The following is a 21,478-nucleotide window of genomic DNA, read 5'->3' as shown; positions in this document are numbered from 1 at the left end:
CCGTACATCACTTTGTGACTTAAAAATAACATTTGTTACATCACTACCTTTTATGAGTCATCAACCCTATTTGACATAGAGCCATAATAAAAAGAGAGTTAGACAATTTGTCTGACTCCTTTTTGTTTTATCATAAGATTAAAATTCATTTTCTTGTATCATTGTTTGTATATGTTTTTGTTTCTTTTTATGAAATTCTGTAATATCACCAAAAAATAAGTTTTTTTCAGGAATTTGATATAACTCTTGCATCTTCAAGCTAATTGATCTTGGTATATGGGAAGAATTACGTTCATATCGAGATAATGTATCTTTGTTAATAGACAAAATTTTTGACGCTTCAATTAGTGTTAAATTGGCATTAGCACGTGCTGCTTTTAAAGATAAAACAATCATGATAATATCCCTCCTTTTATATATATTCTATATTATCCGAATAAATTCGGATAGTCAAATAGAAAAGTGCTTTATATACTATAAAATCTATTTTCTCTATATATAAATTCTTTTTATTTAATGTTTTATTATAGTATAATAGACTTAAATATTTTGTTTTAAATAAAAAATATAGATTTTGTGAATAGAGGATATAAGTTGAAAGAAATATTAAAAAAAGCGATGAGTCAATCTTTAAAAGACGCTCTTTTAAAAAAACAAAAGACACAAACAGCTATTTCAAAAGAAACAGGTATTGCAACAAGTACATTAAATGATTACATCAAAGGGCGCACATACATTTCTGAAAAAAATCAAGAAAAAATAGCACGAGCTCTTGATATGAGTGTTGATACACTATTTCCAAAACAAAAAATAGTTTCATATTTAAATTCACCTATTGAACAAAGTGAAGTGCATGAAGCAAATACAATATATGGCACTTTAACGACTGAAGAACTTCATCAGATTGCAAAACCATTTACACAAGAGCAGGTTTTAGAAATGCATATCGTTAAAAATGATGTAGGAAACTATGACGTATCAATTATACAAATGAATAAGTAATAATTTATATTGATGGTGAATGGCTAATGCTATTCACTGTTTTTTTATTTGGAATAAACTAACCAAAATAAAATACTTGGGTTGCCCCAAGCATTTTATTGGTTATCAAAATAGACTTTTAAAGCATTAACAACGTCTGTTGCCACTTTTTGTCTGTAATCTTCTGTATTAAAAATTTTCACGTCATTATCATTATTCATATAGCCTAATTCTAAAAGAAGAGAAGGCACTTTATTATCGTATAGAACTTGATAAACGCTTAATTTAACACCATTTGTTTTTAAAGGTAGATTTTCAAATTGTTCATTTACTAAGTCTGCTAATCGCATATCTTCGTAGTGGAAGTAGTGAACGGTTGTTCCACTTGGACCTTTTACATCGGCTGAATCATAGTGCAGGCTGATGAACACATCAGCTTGTGCTGTATTGGCAATTTCAGAACGTTTTTCTAAAGTAACATCAACATCAGATGTACGTGTCATAATGACTTTAGCACCACTTTCTTCTAATAATGTTTTTAATACTTCCGCTGTTTTTAAAGCGAGAATACGTTCGTTTATATTTTCTGAAATATTTGAAACAGCACCACCGTCTGTTCCTCCATGTCCTGGATCTAACACAATTGTTGCACCATTTAATGTTTTTGATTTTGTTCCAACTCTTTGCGCTACATTTTCAAAGAATTTTGCTTTACTTGCATTGATATAACCATCTATATTACTACTAGACGTTGCTGAATAATAGCCATTTTGAGCTTCCTTATCTTTTACATATAAGAACTCACCTTTATAAATGTTTTCCAATGCTCCTGAAGGACCAGGAGAAGCGAGTAAACTTGTTGGATCTGTTGCTTTAATAATGTTTCTTGCTGGATAATTATTTGCTTTTATTTTAGAAGTGACTTGATTACTTTCTGCAGATTGTTGTGTTGTTTCTTTTAATGCAGATGATTCTACCCAAGCTAATTCATTTTGATAAAGAATTTGGCTCCAGTCATTTTTATCAAAAAACTTTAAATAAGTAGCTTGTCTATCCAGTTTTCCTATTTCTTTATCAGTGGATCTAGGATCTTTAAACACAGATACATTTTCTTTTGCCACACTCATTGTACTTCCTGAATGTGTTACATTTACTTGGTCAGCATATAAGTCTTCTTCTTGAATCCATCCTTGTGTATTATCGTAAAAGATATGTACCCAATTTTTTTCTTTTTTTAAAATGGTTACTTTACTATCTTTTTTGACTAGTTGTTGGATAACACTGTCGGTATTAGCGTTTTGTCTGACTGCAATATATTCTGCTTTTACTAATGTTGTTGTGACTAAAGATAAAAAGTAAATATTTAATATAGCAACAATAATAATTGTTGCTGTTAAAATGATAAACCTATTATTTTTACTTGTATTCATTTAGTTATTCCTTATATTTCATCTTTTGTAAGTATCTTTTTTTAATATAACATAAAATACATATAAAGAGAACAGATAACTTTCAAAATAAATAGATTTTAAGTATTTTTTAGTAAGACATATTTTTAAAACTAAATTGAAGTATGGTATAATAAAATGTAAAGACGTGAAAAGGAGAGTTTTATGACATCTTTAGGTAATATTTTAAAAGAAAAAAGAGAAAAATTAGGCTATACTCTAAATGACATTCATGAAAAAACGGGTATCCAATTACGCTATTTAGAAGCGATTGAAAATGATCAATTAGATATTATTCCAGGAGATTATTATAAGAAAAATTTCGTTGTGCAATATGCCTCTGTTGTAAAAATGGACGGAGAAAAATTGCTTGAAGAAAACAAACGACAAGCTGAACTAGCAGAAAAAGAACGTTTGAAAAAAGAACAAGCTATGAAAATGAATAAACCGAAAAAAGTAGCACCGGTTTCTCCTAAACCAGCAACGGCGGCTACAACACCAGAACAAAAGAAAAATAGAAAACCTGTTATTATATTTTGTGCCATTGCTTTAGCCATTGTTACTTCGTTAATTTATTTTTCACCGAAACTATTCCAGCAATCAGTAGAAACAACGACTACAACAACGACAACTGCTGCATCTATTACGACAACAAGTACAGCTAGTACAACAAGTACAACAACTGCGACGACCACTGAAAGCACAACAACGACAACAGAAACGACACAGTCTAGTACAGCTAATAATAGTGGTGTATCACAAAATACTGTAGCACCTGGTGGTAGTAATTTGGTTGTTCAATCGTCAACAGCAAATCAAATCGTGTATGGTCTAGGTGATGCATTTAAAAATTATAAAGGTGACTATAACTTAACGATAAAAGTGACTGAACCAACATGGGTGCGTGTGTCTGTTCACGGGAAAGTTATTTTAGAAAGAACGATTACAGATAAAGTGCCAACAACTATTCGTGCTTTAAATAATGCGAATGATGTTACAATTACATTTGGTATTTCTCAAGCAGCAACATTAACACTAAATGGACAAAATGTGGCTGTTCCAACGACATCGAGAGTTGAAACGGTTAAAATCAATTTAGCAAAATAGGTGATAAAAAATGAATATTGCAAACAAATTAACACTAGCAAGAATGATTGCCATTCCATTTTTTATTGTGTCTATGTACGTATTTCAAACTTTTGAAATAGCAACGCTGATTTTTGTATTGGCAAGTATAACAGATTGGTTAGATGGTTATTTAGCTAGAAAATATCATCTCATTACAAATTTTGGAAAATTTGCTGATCCTTTAGCAGATAAAATACTTGTCTTAACAGCATTTATTTTGTTAGTTGAAAAGCACTATATACCTGCTTGGATTGTGTGTATTATCGTTTGTCGTGAATTAGCCGTTACTGGATTACGTTTATTACTTGTCGAACAAGGAAAGGTTATGGCTGCGGACTGGTCGGGAAAAATAAAAACAGCTACACAAATGTTTGCGATTATTTTTTTACTAATGAATAATTTTCATGTTGGAAACATATTTTTATATATTTGTTTATTCTTTACCATTTATTCAGGTATAGAGTATTTTTATAAAAATCGTTCTGTTTTTGAAAATTTATCATCATAATGCATATACTATAAATAGAGGGTTTATTTATGAAAGCAGAAATTATTACAGTCGGAACAGAATTACTCTTAGGTGAAACATTAGATACAAATACGCATTATATTGCCAATGTTTTAAAAGAATTGAGTATTCCAACTTATTTTCATACAAGTGTTGGTGATAATATAGAGAGAATACGTAGTTTATTAAATATTGCTTCCAAAAGAAGTGATTTAGTGATTTTATCAGGAGGACTTGGCCCTACAAAAGATGACTTAACAAAAGACGCATTAGCTGAACATTTACAAGAAACATTATTATTAGATGATGAGGCTGTTGATAAAATCAAACATCATTTTCATAAAATTGAAAAAGAAATGCCAGAAAATAATTTGCGACAAGCTCACTATATCAAAAATAGTCATATTTTAAAAAACCACAATGGCTTGGCTATTGGTATGGTGACAACAAAAGATAATGTGATGTATGCTGTATTACCTGGTCCTCCCTCTGAAATGACAACAATGGTGGAAAAAGAACTATTGCCTTTTTTGAAAGAAAAAATAGGTGGTGTTTTTGTGTCAAAAACACTGAGATTCACAAATATCGGTGAATCTGCTTTAGCAGAAAAAATTAGTGCTATTATTGATACACAGTCTAATCCTACGATTGCGATTTACGCATATACAGGCGATGTTACCGTTCGATTAACCGCAAATGGTCGAACAACACAAGAATGTGATGAAAAAATTAAACAGACGGAAGCGCTGATTTTAGAGCCATTAAAACCTTATTTCTATGGATACGATCATCAAACACTGGCTGATGTTGTGATTGCTTTATTAAAAGAAAAGCACTATACACTCAGTGTTGCAGAAAGTTTAACAGGTGGTTTATGTCAAAGTAAGCTGGTTAGTGTTTCTGGTGCATCTGATGTTTTTTCAGGCGGTGTTGTCACATATCAAACAAGTGCTAAAGAAAAAATACTTTGTATTCCTTCAGAATTACTGTTAAAATATGGAACAATAAGTCATGAATGTGCTATGGCTATGGCACAAAATGTGAAGGCATTATATGGTAGTGATATTGGTCTTTCTTTTACTGGGATTGCTGATGAACATGCAATAGAAGATAAAGTATCTGGAACGGTGTATATTGGTATTGCAATGCCAAATAAAGAACCTATATCATATTGCGTACATTTTAATCGTGGTAGAAATGCCAATAGAGAATTATCCGCAATATTTGGTTTAAACAAATTGAGAGAATTGCTCGAAGAAAAAGGAGAACATTATGGTTATTAGTGAAGAAAGAATGAAGGCATTGCAAGATGCTATTAAGAAAATTGAAAAAGATTTTGGTAAAGGATCCATTATGCGCTTAGGAGATAGAGCCGATACAAAAATTGATGCCATTTCATCAGGTTCTATTTTAATTGATTCTGCATTAGGCATTGGTGGTTTCCCTCGTGGACGTATCATTGAAATTTATGGTCCAGAATCATCTGGTAAAACAACAACAGCTTTACACGTTGTTGCAGAAGTACAAAAAACTGGAGGAGTAGCGGCATATATTGATGCAGAACATGCAATGGACCCTCTTTATGCTAAAAATTTGGGAATTGATATTGATGATTTATTCTTATCTCAGCCAGATAGTGGGGAAGAAGCACTTGAAATTGCTGAAGCTTTAATTAGTTCAGGTGCGATTGATGTTATTGTCATTGACTCCGTTGCTGCACTTGTACCAAAAGCAGAAATTAAAGGTGATATGGGTGATTCTCATGTTGGGTTACAAGCTCGTTTAATGTCACAAGCGTTAAGAAAATTATCAAGTGTGATTAACAAACAAAAAACAGTTGCTATTTTTATTAACCAATTACGTGAAAAAGTCGGTGTTACATATGGAAATCCAGAAGTAACACCAGGAGGACGTGCTTTAAAATTCTATTCAACGATTCGTATGGAAGTACGTAAGAGTGAAGCCATTAAAGGAAGCAAAGATTCTGAAATCATTGGTAACTCAACAAAAATTAAAATTGTAAAAAATAAAGTGGCACCACCATTCAAAACAGTTTATGTCGACATCATGTATGGTGAAGGTATTTCTAAAACAGGAGAAATTTTAGACTTAGCTGTTGAGCATGACATGATTAAGAAAAGTGGGTCATGGTATTCTTATGGTGAAGATAGAATTGGGCAAGGGCGTGAAACAGCTAAAAAATTCTTGTTAGAACACCCAGAAATCATGGCTGAAGTTGATAGAAAATTACGTATTAAAATGGGACTTATTGAACCAACAGCAGAAGAGTCTGCTTTATTAAACAAAGATATTTCTACTGAACAAGAAGAAACAGTCGATATTACAGATCCATTATTAGTGGAATTATTAGAAGAGGAATAACATAAAAGGGCTATCTCAAAAATGAAGTTGACAAATTTTATTTCAAAAATTTAGTCTTATGTATGCTGTATCAATGGCAAGCGGATACCCAAACATGTCTGCTTGCCATTTTTTTATCATATATCGGGTCAACCTCTTTATCTTTAATATTATGAAAAAACGTGTTTATTTATTACTATCATTAGGTTGTATCATACTATCGATATTATTTACATTCAAACAAGTCATACCATATCAATGGCAAACGTCATTTTATGGTTCTGTGTACACTGATGATCAGCCACTTGGAGATTATCGTTTACGAGTGCATGCTATTGAAAAATTAGATACTGTCATTAAGACAAAAAATAGCACTCTTTTTTACATAGTAACACATGAGTATGGTACGATTTTATTAGAAGCAGAAAAAGACGATAAAGATGTGAACATGATTTATAGCCAAAAAGACGCATTAGCAACATTACAACCTACTTTATGTGTTAGAGTTATGCCAAAATATACGTCTGGGTACACAGAAATAGAAAATAATCTTCCTAAGTATTTATCAAGTGATAATATGACATTATCACGCTATGTATCGGTTTATCAGTATAAAAAAGTAGCACCATGGGCGTGGATTATTTCTCTTATTTTCTTATTTTTTGCTCTTAAATATTTATATCGGTTATTGACAAGGAGAAGAACATAATGAGAAAACAGCGATTAAAAGGTACAAAAATAAAATTACTCATTAGTTTTTTTGCTATCATTTTCTCTTGTTCAGCCGTATCGGATATTTTTCAATCTAATGAACAACTGGCAAAAGACGCTTATGATAAAGGGCAAGTTTATAAACAATATACTTTACTATATGCCAATCCTGTAGCAATAAAAGTATTTGATATAGATAAAACATCTATTGAAATAAACGAAACAACATTATACCTCATTAAACATGAGTACGGCTATGTTATGCTTGCAGCAGAAAAAAACAACACTATCGTGCGTGATTTATTTCATCGAAAACAAAGTTTAAAAGAGCAACCTGCCTATGTCATGACAACTTTTGTTCCAACAGTTGAAAAAGTAGGACGTCGCTCAAAACGTTTATTTACAAATGTGACTGTTGACTTATATACCGATTTTTTAAGAGCTGTGCCAAAAGATGCAATAATTGGTTCGGAATATGTATCCTTAAAGAGATTTAACGACTCACAAGTTGTCAAACACTTGATAGGTTTTGGTGGGATAATAATTAGTATTTTTCTATGGATAACATGCACGAAACGTATTAAACAAAATTTAAAAATGTATACAATTTTTGAAGAATACTTTCCAGAAGTGACATTTGGATATGGTATTATTGCTTCAAATGCTTCATACAAAGATAAAAAATTACATCTTTATGTATATAAAGATACCCTCATTGTGAATCAGAAGAGTTTTATTTTTATCCCCTTAGAAGAGATTGCAAGTATAAACTATACAACATATATACGAAAAGTAAAGAATAGTACCGTTACTATTTTTCAATTAAGTGTTAAGAAAACAAATCGACAAACGATTTCTCTAGTAGAGAATGCACGGAATCTTAAATTACGTGTCGTGCTTTTTTATGAGTATTTAGAGAAGCACAATTCAAAAATCCGTCGAAATATGTCTATCTAAGCTTTTTGGTTTTACATCGGTTTTAATTATCTGTATACTAGATGCAGTCAAGCGACCTTCAATCGCTTAATCAAACGAAATGATGGTGATTTTATGACAAAAACAAATGCAAATACTCGAGTTGTTGTTGGCATGAGTGGAGGAGTAGACTCTTCTGTGACAGCACTTCTTTTGAAAGAACAAGGATACGATGTGATAGGTATTTTTATGAAAAACTGGGATGATACAGACGAAAATGGTGTCTGTACAGCAACGGAAGATTATAAAGATGTTGAAAAAGTTGCTCAGCAAATTGGTATCCCGTATTATTCGGTGAATTTTGAAAAAGAATATTGGGATAAAGTGTTTACGTACTTTTTAGATGAGTATAAAAAAGATAGAACACCTAATCCTGATGTGATGTGCAATAAAGAAATAAAGTTTAAAGCCTTTTTAGACTATGCTATGGATTTAGGTGCAGATTATGTCGCAATGGGGCATTATGCACGTCTATCGACAGATGAATATGGTGTAAAGCACTTATTAAGAGGCGTTGATAATAATAAAGATCAAACTTACTTTTTAAGTCAATTATCCCAAGAACAATTACAAAAAGCGATGTTTCCTATTGGGCATTTACCAAAATCAGAGGTAAGACGCATCGCACAAGAAACTGGTTTAGCTACAGCAACAAAAAAAGATTCCACTGGGGTATGCTTTATTGGTGAACGTAATTTCAAAGAATTTCTTTCTCACTATTTACCAGCACAGCCAGGTCCTATGAAAACATTAGACGGCAATATCATTGGTGAACATGCCGGATTAATGTATTATACGATTGGACAAAGACAAGGATTAGGCATTGGTGGTGTGAAAGGTTATTCTGTTCATGAACCTTGGTTTGTCGTCGGAAAAGATTTAAAAGAAAATATTTTATATGTCGGACAAGGTTATCATCATGAGTATTTATATACGGATTATTTAACAGCGAGTGAATTACAATTCACAACAGATGAAGAAAAACCGTCTGTGTTCCACTGTACAGCTAAATTTAGATATAGACAAGCTGATGTTGGTGTGACCGTTCATTTATCAGACTCACAAAAAGAAGCAAAAATTATTTTTGATGAACCAGTTAGAGCCATTACTCCTGGACAAGCTGTTGTATTTTATGACGGCGAAGAATGTTTAGGCGGCGGCATTATTGATGCAGCATATAAAGATAATGAAAAAAGACAATATAGTTAAAAGAACAACCTTCGGGCTGTTCTTTTATAGAATTTGTAAGCGTTTTTTGTTATAATAAATAAAAAGAGGAATAGTATAGCATTTGGTCGTTATACAGTTTCTGTCATACGTCTTTTTTGTTTATTCAGCTGTCAACTAGAAACAGTATCTCTTCATGTTATATTATGGCCTATTAAGAAGAAACATTATTAAACATCTTTGTCGGTAAATAACCGTGCTTTCTTCTTTATTTCAGAAGGTGTTACATACTATTATATTAGGAATGAATATGATTAGAAATTCATTGGTTAAATAAAAGGAGGAAATGGTATATGAAACAAAGATATTTTTTGTTATGTATAATACTATGTTTATGTGGTTGTACACAATCTGTAGGAAAAATACAAGCAAATCCTTTTTCAAAAAATGAAGAAACATTATTATCAATTTTTTTAGAAGATATTCCCATAAGAGTAAAAATTACTCCGCCAAATCAAGCGCAAAAAGTGACGTATATTCTTAAAAAAATCACACATACAGGAGAAACGATTATTGAAGAAAGTGACTTTTTGATGCAAGATGAAAAAGAAATAAATCCTTTTGAATTGATTTTACGATATAACGATCATACATTGCAATTAATACTAGGAAGTCATAGATTTCTTAAACCATTAAAATTACCTGAATTGATGTATGGTATGGCAGGAAAAATATATGAATCAAAACTTAACAAATCTATTCAATTAAATGAATTTATTCCTTTATTTGTGTATAAAGACAGTTCTAATACCACATTGGAAAATATTGATAATTTACTAAGAAAAGATTTTATCGTAGAAGAACAAGAAATATATTATATCTTTGGTATTCAATGTGAATAAAAAGCACGACTATCGTGCTTTTTTTGGTTGTCTGTGTTAAGATAATAAACGAGATATAACTTAGTAAGTAGGTGACATATTGGAAAATGAAGAAATAAAAATACAAGATATCCCTGAAGCGAAAGTTTTTGTTAAAGAAAATCTTGTTTTTATCAATGAACATGAATATACACTAGAAGTCGATTTTAAAAACGGCTTTCAAATAGATGCTCTAGAAGATAGATACACTAAATTATTACAAAAATATCATTATATTGTAGGGGATTGGGGACATAATCAACTTCGTTTAAAAGGATTCTACAAAAATGATATGAAAAATGTAGAAGAAGATAGTAAAATTTATACACTGGAAGATTATTTACGTGAATATTGTGCTTTTGGGTGTGCCTATTTTGTACTTTCTTTAAATGGTAATCCTGTTATGCCTAAAGAAAATGCTCCACACAAGTCTAATCAACAAAAACGTAAAAAACAAAATACATCTAATCATAAAAAGCATACACATCAACAAAAACAACCACAAAAAGAAAAGACAAAAAAACATGCTTTTGTCATTCGTAAAGGAGATAAAAAAGCATGAGATACAAAGGATATTTAATTGATTTAGATGGTACTATTTATGTAGGGAAAAAAAGATTACATGAAGCAGAATGCTTTATTAAAACCTTGCAACAAAAACAGATACCATTTTTATTTGTGACCAACAATGCAACAAAATCTCCTGAAATGGTACAAGCGTTTTTACAAAATTCATTGGATATAGAGGTGAATATCTCACAAATTTATACCAGTGGTTTAGCAGCTTTAGATTATTTGCTCGCTGAAAAATTAGGAAATAAAGGATTTGTTATTGGTGAACAAATTTTGAAGGAACAATTTTTAAATGCTGGATTTATTGAAGAAAAAGAACATCCAAATTTTGTATTGCAAGCGCTGGATACACAAGTGACATACAATGATTTAAAAATGGCGAGTTTAGCGATTCAACAGGGTGCAAAATATATTGTGACAAATATTGACAAACAATATCCAACAGAAAAAGGATTTGTTCCCGGAGCTGGTGCTATTAAAGAGTTACTTGTTGCAGCAACAAGAGTTGAACCTGTTATTATTGGAAAACCATCGTCTATTATTATGAACCATGCAATCAATAGATTAGGCGTTCGTAAAGAGGATGTTATAATGGTTGGCGATAATTATCAAACGGATATTTTAGCCGGTATTGATAATGGAATAGATACATTATTGACGTTAACTGGCGTTACACAAAAATCAGATATTCCTCATTTACCAAAAGTACCAACACATATTGTGAATGACTTAAGTGAGTGGAATTATCTATAAAAATTTTTTAAAGGAAAGTTTTATATCATGACAAAACAAGCAGGACATCAATTTTTAGCTAAATTAGGTAAAAAAAGATTGCGTCCAGGAGGAAAAGAAGCAACAGACTGGTTGATTAAAAATGGAAATTTTTCTAAAGAGAAAAAAGTGCTAGAAGTTGGTTGCAATATGTGTACAACATCTATTGAACTTGTTAAAACATACCAATGTCATATTACTGGTATTGATTTAGACAAAAATGCACTTGAACAAGCAAAACAAAATATTAAAACAAATCAACTAGAAGAGTATATTACTGTTCAACAAGGTAACGCAATGCATTTACCATTTGATGACAATTCATTCGATATTGTCATCAATGAAGCAATGCTGACTATGCTGTCTAAAAATGCTAAAGAAAAAGCCATTAAAGAGTATTACCGTGTTTTGAAACCAAATGGTATTCTACTGACACATGATATTACATTCTTTAGCGATACATTAGAGAACACTATTGATACTTTACGTGAAACGATACATGTCAATGTTCATCCAATGCACCGTGATGATTGGCTACATCTGTTTCAAGAAATAGGCTTTGAAAGCCAAGAAATACACGGTCAAATGTCTTTGATGACGCCTACGGGAATGATAAAAGACGAGGGATTTTTTAATACGATGAACATTCTTAAAAATGGATTGCTTAAATCGGAAAATCGACCAATGTTTTTAAATATGTTTAAATTTTTTAATAAGACAAAAAAAGACTTAATGTACATTGCAATTTGTAGTAGAAAGAAGGAAAAATCATGACAATAGGAAACATAGCCAATCAAGCGGGTGTATGCTTTTCGTTTGATACATTCAAAACAGTCAAAAAAGTATTGGCAAAATCAGAAAAAATTAACAGACATAACCATATCGGACATCAAATTGTTTTTGTTATTGTGAAAGGAGCGGTTACGGTTTTACTAGACAGACAAGAAGAACATTTGTTGACTCCGGGTACAGCACTAACCTTTAATGGTGAACATACTATTGAAGCAGAAGCAAACGAACATTCTGAAATTTTTGTTACGTTAATAAAAGAATAATATCAATCCCTTATTGGAAAGTATGCCAGTAGGGGATTTATTATACATCAAAAATAAGTATTTATATAACTAATATATTGAATAACTGTTAAACAAGGTAAGTGGCTATAAAAAACTATAAAATATTCAAATAAATGACAGATGAACAAGTCGATGACTTGTCTGTATGTATTAAGAATACACTACGCATTATCAATCAAAAAGATATTCAACGCAAAGAAGCGTATCTGTTTTCAGCATGAAAAGATTATTTAAAAAAACCGCTATTCGTGTTGATTATCATCATATAGAATACGATGTAAATAGTACATTATTAGTTGACTATATTAGAATAATATATCATTTCCTATAAAAAAATGAAAATATGATAAAAAATCATAAAATCATATATAACGGTAAAAATGATTGAAAAAAAAAAAAAAAACGATATAATGAGCGTAGAAAGGAGACAAAAATATGAACAAAAAATTAAAATTAAGTGGACTATTATTAAGTACATTATTATTGTCACAATATCAACAAGTGACAACTGTCTTCGCTGAAACAGTGAATACACAACAAGAAGAAAAATATGTCAAAGCAACATTAGAAACAAGAGAAGATAAACCAGTATTAGTGGTTTCTTCTACAAAAGATATTAAAAATATTGTTGTATCTGTTAAAACAGATAAAAACGAAGTATTACATGTGCGAATACCTTTTATAAAAGCAAATACTGAAGAACGGTTAGACGTAGAATTAGAAAAAGCAACAACACGCCTACTACCAAAAACAAGTACTGTCAGAGAAACGTTAACTTTACATGAAGAAATCAATGGCAGACCTGTTACCATTACGATTCGCTATGATATTGAAAAAGTAGTAATTGATGAATTGCCAGTTAGTGTGACGTCACCTGAAAAACACGACACAGTGTCGCTCACAACAACTGAACGTCAACCAAGTATTGAAAAAGAAAAAGAGCAACCTAAACCACAGGGGCAACCAAAAGTGGAGCAACCTACTGTTGAAGAAACACCAAAAGCAGACACTCCAGTGGATGCAAAACCAGCAGAAACACCAGAACCACAACCGATTGCTCCTACACCAGAACCAGTAGCACCAAAAGAAGAACCAGTGGTTGCTCCTAAAGTGGAACAACCAAAAGAAGAGGCACAACCAAGTGTTGAAGAAACACCAAAAGTGGAATCTCCGGTTGACGCACAACCAGTAGAAACACCAGAACCACAACCGATTGTTTCTGCACCACAGCCAGTGGCACCAAAAGAAGAACCAGTTGCTCCTAAAGTAGAACAACCAACAAAACCAACAATCGCACAACCAAGAAATTTAGTACGTTATACACAAGATAACGCACCTTATAGTAGTCGTGTGTATGGCAATTACACAATCGGCAGCACGGGTTGTGTACCAACAGCTTTAGCGAGTATTTTCACTGAATTAAAAGGAACATCTGTTTCTCCAATAGAGGTAGCAGATTATCTATACAATAGCACAAGTGAATTTAACAGACGATTTGTTGGAACATCTGGTAAAGGTGTTGCTTTAGCAAGTGCTCATTTTGGATTAACTGCTGAAGTATTAAGAACTGTTGAAGATGTAAAAGAGGCATTGAAACAAGGGCATTTGGTTTATGCAGCCGTTTCTGGTCAAGAGTTTACACCTGGTTCAAGTCACGCTATCATTTTGACAGGATATGATGAAGAAGGACAAACAACAGTGTATAACCCTATCTCTTACAAACAAGTGAAAAAATATGATGTACATTACATTTGGGCACATCAAAGTTGGGATTCAGACGATAGAGCATTAGGAACACCATTTATTGTGATTAAATAAAGACGAAAAAAGCGACACGGTGTCGCTTTTTTTTGTTTTATAAAAAGGAGCAACTATAAAATGAAAATAGAAATAAAAAATCGTTTAGTTTGTACGATATTATTTAGTTTATTTTTTGTGAATATATTGATTTTCGGTACTCAAATAAGTTGTTTTTTTGATAGGTATGATATAAATATAGCTCTTATTTATGCTTTAGGCAATATGATGGCAATATATGTTCCTATTGGTTTTGCGGTTATTTTACTATATGACAGAAAAAGTACAAGTATACATGAGCAAGATAAAGAAAAAATGATATAATCAATAAAAAGTATATTTAAGGAGAAATATTTTGAAACAAATTAGAACGTTAATGTATACTTTTATTTTGTTACTCCCATTTTCTTTATGTGTTTATTTGGAAACTAAAGATATTTCTTTAAGTTTATTCTTGATGATTGGTTTCACTTTTTTCTTTTGGATTATTTTTTCTATTGGTATGTTAGAAAAAAGGGTATCTCAGTATTTTATATGGTTTGAAAACTCTACGTTCTCCAATGTTTTATCGTTTTCTTCATTGTTTATTTCTATACTATTGGCTGTTGTTGGTATTTTATATACCTTTAAATTTTCTCCAGTTGATATGACTGACATACAGCCCACAAAAGAAGCTATATTTTTAACAAAAGAAAATAGTTTTTTCCCAACACATGGATTGAATGTGTCAAATATAACATCTAATATATCTGGAGCATATAAAGAGATTTTTATTGGTACAATCATACCTTTAGACGATAATAAAAAAAGTTTGGTGCTAGAATCATTACTCACGACTAACAAACAAGAAAAAAATGGTATATTTGTCAATCTAGTAAATATTGATACTGGAATAAAAGATATTCCAAACATTTCACCACAACCTACAAAAATTTTATTTTTCTATGGAGACAAACCTAAAGTAAATCATATTTTTCTTGTTGTCGAAGATTACAATGGAAACAAAAATTATATCATGTATGTTTTATCTATAAATTCAGAAAAAAATCAATCGTACTTAAATTACTATCCACTAAAAGAAAAGGATTTATATAGCACAAATACATTATATGCATTATATGAAAAGATAGATTTTTCAAATGATATTTTTTGGAAAGAAAAACGGATTGAAGATATGCATACCTTTAAAGAGTATTTGATTCAATCGTTCAAACAATTTAAACAGACATTAGAGAAAGACTAAAAAACGACACGATGTCGCTTTTTAGTCTTAGAAAGGAATACTGAGAAAGCATGTTAAATCGAGAAGAGTTACGTTTACGTGTTTTAAACAAAATAGAACAAAGAGGTATCAACAAGCGTTGTTTATCTAAAATTTTAGGTTGGTGTCCTCAAACTTTAGAAAAGTTTTCTTTAAGTGAACATTATTTATCTGATAAAAAGCTATTAGATTTATGCGAATATTTACATATTCCTTTATATGAGAAAACAAAGCCAATGCTTCATCAAGAGTATATTGTAAAAGTAGATACTAAGTTTTATGCAGGAAAAAGAAAGCATACAGAATACTCTTTTGGCTATAAAGAATGGTATACGCATGTGTTCCATTCACGGAGATATAAAGCAAAAATATATAACAATTTTTTGTCTGCTGAAGCAGTTGCAAAACAATTTCATGGAACTGTTATAGCCCTTTAGTTTGTAAGTGAACTTATTAAAAAAATCAAAAAAATATTTATACAGTATTTTGTATGAAAGCCATTTTTGAAAACAAGTGTTTGAAACAAATGTTTTTTTATTTATTCAAAAAACTGTATAAATAAACAAAAAACCTTGTTTTACAATATTTGGTAGTGTTTACAATAAAGAGAAAAAGTTTTATAATATGTTTGTAAAAGAAAAACATATTAAAAAGAAACAGGTGAATCCAATGTACACAGTATAGCTTTTCATTAGAAAATCTTTAAAGTAAGAACATTAACAAAAAAGGAGAAGATTAACATGAGAAAAAATTTAAAAAAATTAGTAGTGTTAGGTTTGGTTGGTGTGTCTTTTGGTGGAGCGATTGTTCCTACTGTGTCAAGTGGAGTAGTTTATGCAGAAGAAATTACGAGTTCACTTACTGAAAATGGATATTATTATACGAGTTCAGATGGTATTACAAGATATGTTTATATAGATAGTAATAAAAACATTTTTGTTGATGGTCAACTAGTGATTGAAATTAAACCTATTTATGAAGATAGATCAGTTATATGGGATGGAAACTGGATGTATAATGTTACTGTTAGAACAACTCGTAGTGCAGGCAGTTCAGGTAGCGGTACTTTAAAAGCTGCATTATCTGCATTACCAGTTGTTGGGATTCCTTTGACAGTTGGATTTGGTATAGAGTCTATTAAAGCTGCATTATCTAAACCACGTCCTGGAGAATATCTTATTATTACAATGTGGACAAGAAAAGATTATAAACAAATTAAAATGGTTACAGAACGATTTCTAAATTCTGATTATTCTGGTTTTGTTGGAACAGATACAAATATAATTGATACAGGTGTCTAATATGGAAAAATTTTTTAGAATTTGTTGGGTAGTATTATGTATTTTAGGATTTGTGGGGGTTGTAATAATAAACTGGCAAAATATTATTTCCTTTGATATTAAAACAATTATTGTTTTAATATCGTTAATCTTATTTATTATTATTAGAAAAAAAGAATATAAACATATGAATGATTGATTCTATTTATTTAGCCACTTTTTCAAGTGGCTTTTTTTGTTTGGAAAGGAGAGAAAAAATGTTTTGTGTTGTGTCTCAAATGCTTTATATCATTTTGTGTCAAAAGACACGAGAACCGCCTTAAAAATCTTTATTTTAAGCGGATTTTATAGTACAATATACACAAAAAAATGATGAAAAAAAGAAAGGAAATGTGTCTATTATGAAAATGAATGAATTGAAAGAAAAAGCGTTAACGATTGTAAAAGAGAGAAAAGTTGTTGTGTTAAGTGTGAGTGCTGTCTTGTTATTAACAGCTGTTGCTATACCTGTTGCATTGACGCAAGGAAAACCAACACAAGTAACGAAAACAGCTTTAACATTGACAACAACGACAACTGTAAAAGCTAAAGCTGAAGATAAAAATAAGGAGAAAGAAAAAGCAGTAAAAGACAAAATTGAAACAGCTTTAAAACAAGATATTAAAGCAGATACGGATTTATCTTCTTTAGAAAAAGAAATAGAAACAATCACAGATACAAGTGTGAAACAAGCGTATCAAGAAAAACTATCACAGTTGAAACAAACCGTTGAGGAAAAGAAAAAAGAAGTTGTTGCGAAGAAAGAAAAAGAAGCAACTGTTTCAGTAACATCTCCGCAAGACAATACCGCTAATCAATCCGTTCATGTGGCACAAAACGTTCCTACTTCATCATCAAAACCAGAACAACCTCAACCACAGGAGCAACCAAAACCAAGTACACCAGCACCACAACCACAACCGAAAGTGGAACAACCAAAGGTAGAACAACCTAAACCTAGTTCAGAAAATGAGCCATTAAAAATTCATGGTCAAGTTTGGGTACCAAGAAGTTCTTATGAAAAAGTATTCATGACAGAAGAAGAAGCAGTTGCTTATGCTGAAAATTTACCTGATGAAGTTTTGCTTGCTTATAGTCGTGTTGGGTATGGTTCTTATCCTAGTAATCGAGGGGTTGTATGGATGGTATATTGTTACAACTAAATAAATGAGTGATTAACTTTATCAGTTTGATAAGGTTTTTTTATTTTTAGGAGAGGTAACATGTTAAAAAACAAATCATTTAAAAAGATATGCATGGTCATCACATTACTGTTTAGTTATGTGTTACCATTTGTCAAGCAACCTGTTCTTTATGCCATTTCTGAAAATCCAACAGTAACCGTTGGGGAATTATCAGACGTTGTGTCTAATGTGACAAAAGACGGGCAAACGTTTCAAGACAGAATGGGATTTATTTATGCAGACGGAGAGATTGTCTTTTGTGTTGACCCACGAACAATCGTGGACAATGGACGTGTCTACAATACTGGCTCTTTTTCACAAGGTGAAATTCATGATAGCCAAGGAAACACTCTGACTCAAGGACAAGTTGAAAAAATCAAAAGTATTATTTTCTGGGGTTGGGATATGAGCGATGACCATTCCTTAACACAGTATGTGAAAGTGCAAGGAGCGATTTATAAAGCGTTAGGGTATGATTTTGATAGAATGTCTAGTCAAGTTGATTCGGCTGATGTGGATACATTTATATCAGAAGTTGACGCACACGTTATAGGTACTTTTTCTTTTGCTGGAGATACTATTACTTTAAAACCTGGTGAAAGTCGTACATTAACTGATACTTATGGCAACTTACAATATTTAGACTTTACTAATAAAGACGGTTGGGAATTTTCAAAAAATGGAAATACTCTGACGATTACAGCTACTGAACAAGCAACAAATACAACGGTGTCATCTTTTAACAGAAAATTAGGAAGATTTATGAAAACTAGTCTTTTGTTAACATCAAATGGGTCACAAACCGTTGTGGCATTTAAAGACCCGAATTTTTTAAGAGGAATATTTAAGTTAAATGTTGAAGAACGAAAAGGGCATATTCGCATTGTGAAAACAGACGCTCAAACGGGCGAAGCACTACAAGGTGTCGAATTTGCATTATTTGAAAAAGGTGGTACCAAAGAATTAAAAGTTGCATTAACGAACGAACAAGGGATTGCTGAATTTAGAGATTTAGCTGTAAAAGAATACGATGTTAGAGAAGTCTTAGCGAAAACAGGCTATGAATTAAACCCTCAAACATTATCTGTCACTGTTGAAGCGGATAAAACAGCAACCCTAACCGCAACAAACGTGAAAAAAGGTTCTTTATTAAAAATTGTCAAAGTAGACGCTGAAACGCAAGAAACAATCGCTGTTGCTGGTGTATCTTTTCAAGTTTATAAAGATGATCAACCTATTTCTATGAATGGTACAGATACGTTTGTGACTGATTCAACTGGTATGATTATCCTACCAGAAAAATTACCAGTGGGTTCTTATCTCATCAAAGAAGTAAAAGCACCAACTGGTTATGTGTTATCTAAAAAAGCCATTCCAGTTGTCATCAACGGAAAAGAAACAACAGTGACAGTCACTGTACAAAACACCAAACAAAAAGGTCAAATTTGGCTATCTAAACGTGGTTTTAAAATCACAGCTTGGAACAAGTTAGAAAATGGTGTTTACTTAGCTGAAACCGATAGTGTACTTTTAGGTGGGGCTACATTTAGATTTACAAATACAGCAACACAAGCACAATTCGAGTTAACAACTGTTGACGGAGAAGTCTTAAAGACAGCAGAATTGCCACTTGGTACTTATGAAGTAGTGGAATTAACAGCTCCAAACGGCTATGTCAAAGACAATACGGTTCATACAGTAACCTTAACAGCAGAAGACCCAGCACAAGAAGTTAGTATCGAGTCTTTAAGTGTTTATAATACACGTCAATCATTAACTGTTAACGTCACAAAAGAGTTTGAAACGTCTGAAAAAGGACACGAGGCAAAAGCAACGATTGGGTTATTTTCTGCTGAAGATTACACAGAAAATAATGTGACATTGCCAAAAGATACGTTAATTGGTCTAAAAGAAGTGACTGGCACATCAAGTATCACTTTCGACAATATCCCGTCACAAATGAAAGTATATGCAAAAGAAATCTCAACATCTCAAGCATACACATTAAACGAAGAAAAATTCCAAGTGACACCTGGTAAGATGAGTGATACAGGTAAAATTTCTAGTGAAATTGTGACAATCAAAAATGCATTGAAACGTGGAGAATACAGCTTTGTTAAAGTGGATTCTTCTAGTAAAGAACCTCTTGCGAAAGCAGAGTTTAAATTAGTATCTATTTTATCGGACGGTTCAGAACGTGAAGTTGGGTTATTTACATCTGATGACAAAGGTTTATTGAGCTTTAAAAATTTAGAGTTTGGTAAATACTACACACAAGAAACAAAAGCACCTGCTGGTTATTTCTTAAATGCGATGAAACATTTCTTTGAAGTGAATGGTATCAGCAATGCAACCAATATGTTGCGTATTGAAAATGAACGTATTCCGTCTATTGTCACAGAAGCAACCGCTCTTGACGGTGGAAAAGTAGTTTATAAACATGAAAAAATCAAAGAAGTGGCACGTTTTGATAGTTTAGTACCTGGTAAGGAGTATGAAGCTGTTGCTACGATGTATACGTCAAAAGGAGAGGTTTTAGCAACACAAAAACGTATGTTTACAGCTAAAGCCATTCAACATGAAGAAGTATTCTTCTTTAATGTACCAGTCAAACATGTTGGAGATACTGTTTTTGGTGAAGAGTTATACAGAGACGGTGAAAAAGTTGCGGTACACTTTGATTTAACAAATAAACATCAAACAGTGACAGTATTAGAACCAACAATCGGTACAATCGCTAAAATCGGTGGTCAAAAACAAATGACAGTAGGCGAAAAACAAGAACTTGTTGATACGCTAACATACAAACAATTTAAACATGGTAAAGTGATTGTATTAGCTTGGTTAGTGAAGTATGGTACTGATGACATGGTTGTGAAACCAGTTGAAAAAGTTGTAGAATTAAATGGTGACGGAGAAGTTGCAATCACATTAGATACTATTGATGTATCTAAATTACCAGTAGGAAAATATACTATTTTAGAACAAGTTTTTGAAGTTGATGAAAACGGTAATGTTGGGAAATTAATTTCAGAGCATACAAATAACAAAGATGAGCAACAATCCTTTACGATTGTTGAGAAAGCTAAATTACCAAAAACAGGTGAAGATGATTTATTTGCATTGGTTTTAATTGGTTTAGCCTTTGTATTATGTGGTATTGTTTTATTTTTACAAGTGAAAACAAGACAAATGGATAGATTAAACGATAAAGAAAAATTATCATAAGGAGTAAAAAAGCGACATCGTGTCGCTTTTTTTACTAGGAAGTATATTAACTATGAAAGATAGAATATTT

22 protein-coding genes are annotated in these 21,478 nt (G+C 31.7%); 20 read left to right on the top strand and 2 right to left on the bottom strand.

The genetic code is table 11. The annotated features are described in order from the left end of the window. Positions 1-138: 138 nt before the first annotated feature. Positions 139-396 (bottom strand): helix-turn-helix transcriptional regulator, encoded by a 258-nt coding sequence (locus GMA11_RS06335; protein WP_205422881.1) that lies wholly within the window; start codon positions 394-396, stop codon positions 139-141. Positions 397-594: 198 nt separating this feature from the next. Here GMA11_RS06335 and GMA11_RS06330 point away from each other — a divergent pair, with 198 nt between their 5' ends. Continuing rightward, the gene (locus GMA11_RS06330) at positions 595-1,002 is read left to right on the top strand and encodes a helix-turn-helix transcriptional regulator (RefSeq protein WP_163545840.1); all 408 of its coding nucleotides are present in this window, start codon (positions 595-597) and stop codon (positions 1,000-1,002) included. 95 nt (positions 1,003-1,097) lie between these two features. Here GMA11_RS06330 and GMA11_RS06325 read toward each other — a convergent pair whose 3' ends face one another. After that, positions 1,098-2,411 (bottom strand): N-acetylmuramoyl-L-alanine amidase, encoded by a 1,314-nt coding sequence (locus GMA11_RS06325; RefSeq protein WP_163545839.1) that lies wholly within the window; start codon positions 2,409-2,411, stop codon positions 1,098-1,100. A 183-nt stretch (positions 2,412-2,594) separates the two neighbouring features. Between GMA11_RS06325 and GMA11_RS06320 the strand changes: the two genes are divergently transcribed. The 19 genes from GMA11_RS06320 to GMA11_RS06230 all read left to right on the top strand — a co-directional run bounded on the left by GMA11_RS06320 (position 2,595) and on the right by GMA11_RS06230 (position 21,408). Continuing rightward, positions 2,595-3,536, top strand: coding sequence for a helix-turn-helix domain-containing protein (locus tag GMA11_RS06320; RefSeq protein WP_163545838.1), 942 nt, complete (start codon positions 2,595-2,597; stop codon positions 3,534-3,536). Between the two features lie 10 nt (positions 3,537-3,546). Beyond that, positions 3,547-4,065: a CDP-diacylglycerol--glycerol-3-phosphate 3-phosphatidyltransferase gene (gene pgsA / locus GMA11_RS06315; RefSeq protein ID WP_163545837.1), complete on the top strand. Its 519-nt coding sequence runs from the start codon at positions 3,547-3,549 to the stop codon at positions 4,063-4,065. Positions 4,066-4,094: 29 nt separating this feature from the next. Continuing rightward, positions 4,095-5,348 carry a competence/damage-inducible protein A gene (locus GMA11_RS06310; RefSeq protein ID WP_163545836.1) on the top strand — a complete coding sequence of 418 codons (1,254 nt, stop codon included), beginning with the start codon at positions 4,095-4,097 and terminating at the stop codon, positions 5,346-5,348. Then, positions 5,338-6,447 (top strand): recombinase RecA, encoded by a 1,110-nt coding sequence (gene recA, locus GMA11_RS06305; RefSeq protein WP_205422880.1) that lies wholly within the window; start codon positions 5,338-5,340, stop codon positions 6,445-6,447. Before GMA11_RS06310 ends, recA begins: the two co-directional genes overlap by 11 nt. Positions 6,448-6,598: 151 nt before the next feature. Further along, a complete protein-coding gene (locus GMA11_RS06300; RefSeq protein WP_163545835.1) occupies positions 6,599-7,135 on the top strand; it encodes a hypothetical protein in 537 nt (178 codons plus the stop codon). Beyond that, positions 7,135-8,094: a hypothetical protein gene (locus GMA11_RS06295; RefSeq protein ID WP_163545834.1), complete on the top strand. Its 960-nt coding sequence runs from the start codon at positions 7,135-7,137 to the stop codon at positions 8,092-8,094. Before GMA11_RS06300 ends, GMA11_RS06295 begins: the two co-directional genes overlap by 1 nt. Before the next feature lie 93 nt (positions 8,095-8,187). Then, on the top strand, positions 8,188-9,321 hold the full coding sequence (gene mnmA, locus GMA11_RS06290; protein WP_163545833.1) for a tRNA 2-thiouridine(34) synthase MnmA: 1,134 nt from the start codon (positions 8,188-8,190) through the stop codon (positions 9,319-9,321). A gap of 311 nt (positions 9,322-9,632) precedes the next feature. Further along, a complete protein-coding gene (locus tag GMA11_RS06285) occupies positions 9,633-10,181 on the top strand; it encodes a hypothetical protein (protein ID WP_163545832.1) in 549 nt (182 codons plus the stop codon). A gap of 79 nt (positions 10,182-10,260) precedes the next feature. After that, a complete protein-coding gene (locus GMA11_RS06280) occupies positions 10,261-10,761 on the top strand; it encodes a YutD family protein (RefSeq protein WP_163545831.1) in 501 nt (166 codons plus the stop codon). Next, the gene (locus GMA11_RS06275; RefSeq protein ID WP_163545830.1) at positions 10,758-11,525 is read left to right on the top strand and encodes a TIGR01457 family HAD-type hydrolase; all 768 of its coding nucleotides are present in this window, start codon (positions 10,758-10,760) and stop codon (positions 11,523-11,525) included. The genes GMA11_RS06280 and GMA11_RS06275 overlap by 4 nt, the downstream gene beginning before the upstream one ends. 24 nt (positions 11,526-11,549) lie before the next feature. After that, entirely contained in the window at positions 11,550-12,317 is a 768-nt protein-coding gene (locus GMA11_RS06270) for a class I SAM-dependent methyltransferase (protein WP_163545845.1), read from the top strand. Continuing rightward, entirely contained in the window at positions 12,314-12,598 is a 285-nt protein-coding gene (locus GMA11_RS06265) for a cupin domain-containing protein (RefSeq protein ID WP_205422878.1), read from the top strand. The genes GMA11_RS06270 and GMA11_RS06265 overlap by 4 nt, the downstream gene beginning before the upstream one ends. A gap of 456 nt (positions 12,599-13,054) precedes the next feature. After that, complete coding sequence (locus tag GMA11_RS06260) at positions 13,055-14,437, top strand: C39 family peptidase (RefSeq protein ID WP_163545829.1); 1,383 nt, start codon at positions 13,055-13,057, stop codon at positions 14,435-14,437. Between the two features lie 60 nt (positions 14,438-14,497). Then, complete coding sequence (locus GMA11_RS06255) at positions 14,498-14,740, top strand: hypothetical protein (protein WP_163545828.1); 243 nt, start codon at positions 14,498-14,500, stop codon at positions 14,738-14,740. Positions 14,741-14,771: 31 nt separating this feature from the next. Continuing rightward, the gene (locus GMA11_RS06250) at positions 14,772-15,659 is read left to right on the top strand and encodes a hypothetical protein (RefSeq protein WP_163545827.1); all 888 of its coding nucleotides are present in this window, start codon (positions 14,772-14,774) and stop codon (positions 15,657-15,659) included. Between the two features lie 50 nt (positions 15,660-15,709). Then, positions 15,710-16,114: a hypothetical protein gene (locus GMA11_RS06245; protein ID WP_163545826.1), complete on the top strand. Its 405-nt coding sequence runs from the start codon at positions 15,710-15,712 to the stop codon at positions 16,112-16,114. Between the two features lie 303 nt (positions 16,115-16,417). Then, positions 16,418-16,978 carry a hypothetical protein gene (locus GMA11_RS06240; RefSeq protein WP_163545825.1) on the top strand — a complete coding sequence of 187 codons (561 nt, stop codon included), beginning with the start codon at positions 16,418-16,420 and terminating at the stop codon, positions 16,976-16,978. Between the two features lie 380 nt (positions 16,979-17,358). Continuing rightward, the gene (locus GMA11_RS06235) at positions 17,359-18,159 is read left to right on the top strand and encodes a hypothetical protein (protein WP_163545824.1); all 801 of its coding nucleotides are present in this window, start codon (positions 17,359-17,361) and stop codon (positions 18,157-18,159) included. Between the two features lie 60 nt (positions 18,160-18,219). Then, positions 18,220-21,408: a SpaA isopeptide-forming pilin-related protein gene (locus tag GMA11_RS06230; RefSeq protein WP_163545823.1), complete on the top strand. Its 3,189-nt coding sequence runs from the start codon at positions 18,220-18,222 to the stop codon at positions 21,406-21,408. Positions 21,409-21,478 lie beyond the last annotated feature (70 nt).

The organism is Granulicatella sp. zg-ZJ (assembly GCF_010892355.1).
Lineage (GTDB): Bacteria > Bacillota > Bacilli > Lactobacillales > Aerococcaceae > WM01.
This window is presented reverse-complemented; position numbering and strand designations above follow the sequence as displayed.

Bases quoted from the DNA above. Each gene is read 5' to 3' on its own strand.
- GMA11_RS06335 (WP_205422881.1), bottom strand. From the start codon at position 396: ATGATTGTTTTATCTTTAAAAGCAGCACGTGCTAATGCCAATTTAACA.
- GMA11_RS06325 (WP_163545839.1), bottom strand. From the start codon at position 2,411: ATGAATACAAGTAAAAATAATAGGTTTATCATTTTAACAGCAACAATT.
- GMA11_RS06320 (WP_163545838.1), top strand. From the start codon at position 2,595: ATGACATCTTTAGGTAATATTTTAAAAGAAAAAAGAGAAAAATTAGGC.
- pgsA (WP_163545837.1), top strand. From the start codon at position 3,547: ATGAATATTGCAAACAAATTAACACTAGCAAGAATGATTGCCATTCCA.
- GMA11_RS06310 (WP_163545836.1), top strand. From the start codon at position 4,095: ATGAAAGCAGAAATTATTACAGTCGGAACAGAATTACTCTTAGGTGAA.
- recA (WP_205422880.1), top strand. From the start codon at position 5,338: ATGGTTATTAGTGAAGAAAGAATGAAGGCATTGCAAGATGCTATTAAG.
- GMA11_RS06300 (WP_163545835.1), top strand. From the start codon at position 6,599: ATGAAAAAACGTGTTTATTTATTACTATCATTAGGTTGTATCATACTA.
- GMA11_RS06295 (WP_163545834.1), top strand. From the start codon at position 7,135: ATGAGAAAACAGCGATTAAAAGGTACAAAAATAAAATTACTCATTAGT.
- mnmA (WP_163545833.1), top strand. From the start codon at position 8,188: ATGACAAAAACAAATGCAAATACTCGAGTTGTTGTTGGCATGAGTGGA.
- GMA11_RS06285 (WP_163545832.1), top strand. From the start codon at position 9,633: ATGAAACAAAGATATTTTTTGTTATGTATAATACTATGTTTATGTGGT.
- GMA11_RS06275 (WP_163545830.1), top strand. From the start codon at position 10,758: ATGAGATACAAAGGATATTTAATTGATTTAGATGGTACTATTTATGTA.
- GMA11_RS06265 (WP_205422878.1), top strand. From the start codon at position 12,314: ATGACAATAGGAAACATAGCCAATCAAGCGGGTGTATGCTTTTCGTTT.
- GMA11_RS06260 (WP_163545829.1), top strand. From the start codon at position 13,055: ATGAACAAAAAATTAAAATTAAGTGGACTATTATTAAGTACATTATTA.
- GMA11_RS06255 (WP_163545828.1), top strand. From the start codon at position 14,498: ATGAAAATAGAAATAAAAAATCGTTTAGTTTGTACGATATTATTTAGT.
- GMA11_RS06245 (WP_163545826.1), top strand. From the start codon at position 15,710: ATGTTAAATCGAGAAGAGTTACGTTTACGTGTTTTAAACAAAATAGAA.
- GMA11_RS06240 (WP_163545825.1), top strand. From the start codon at position 16,418: ATGAGAAAAAATTTAAAAAAATTAGTAGTGTTAGGTTTGGTTGGTGTG.
- GMA11_RS06235 (WP_163545824.1), top strand. From the start codon at position 17,359: ATGAAAATGAATGAATTGAAAGAAAAAGCGTTAACGATTGTAAAAGAG.
- GMA11_RS06230 (WP_163545823.1), top strand. From the start codon at position 18,220: ATGTTAAAAAACAAATCATTTAAAAAGATATGCATGGTCATCACATTA.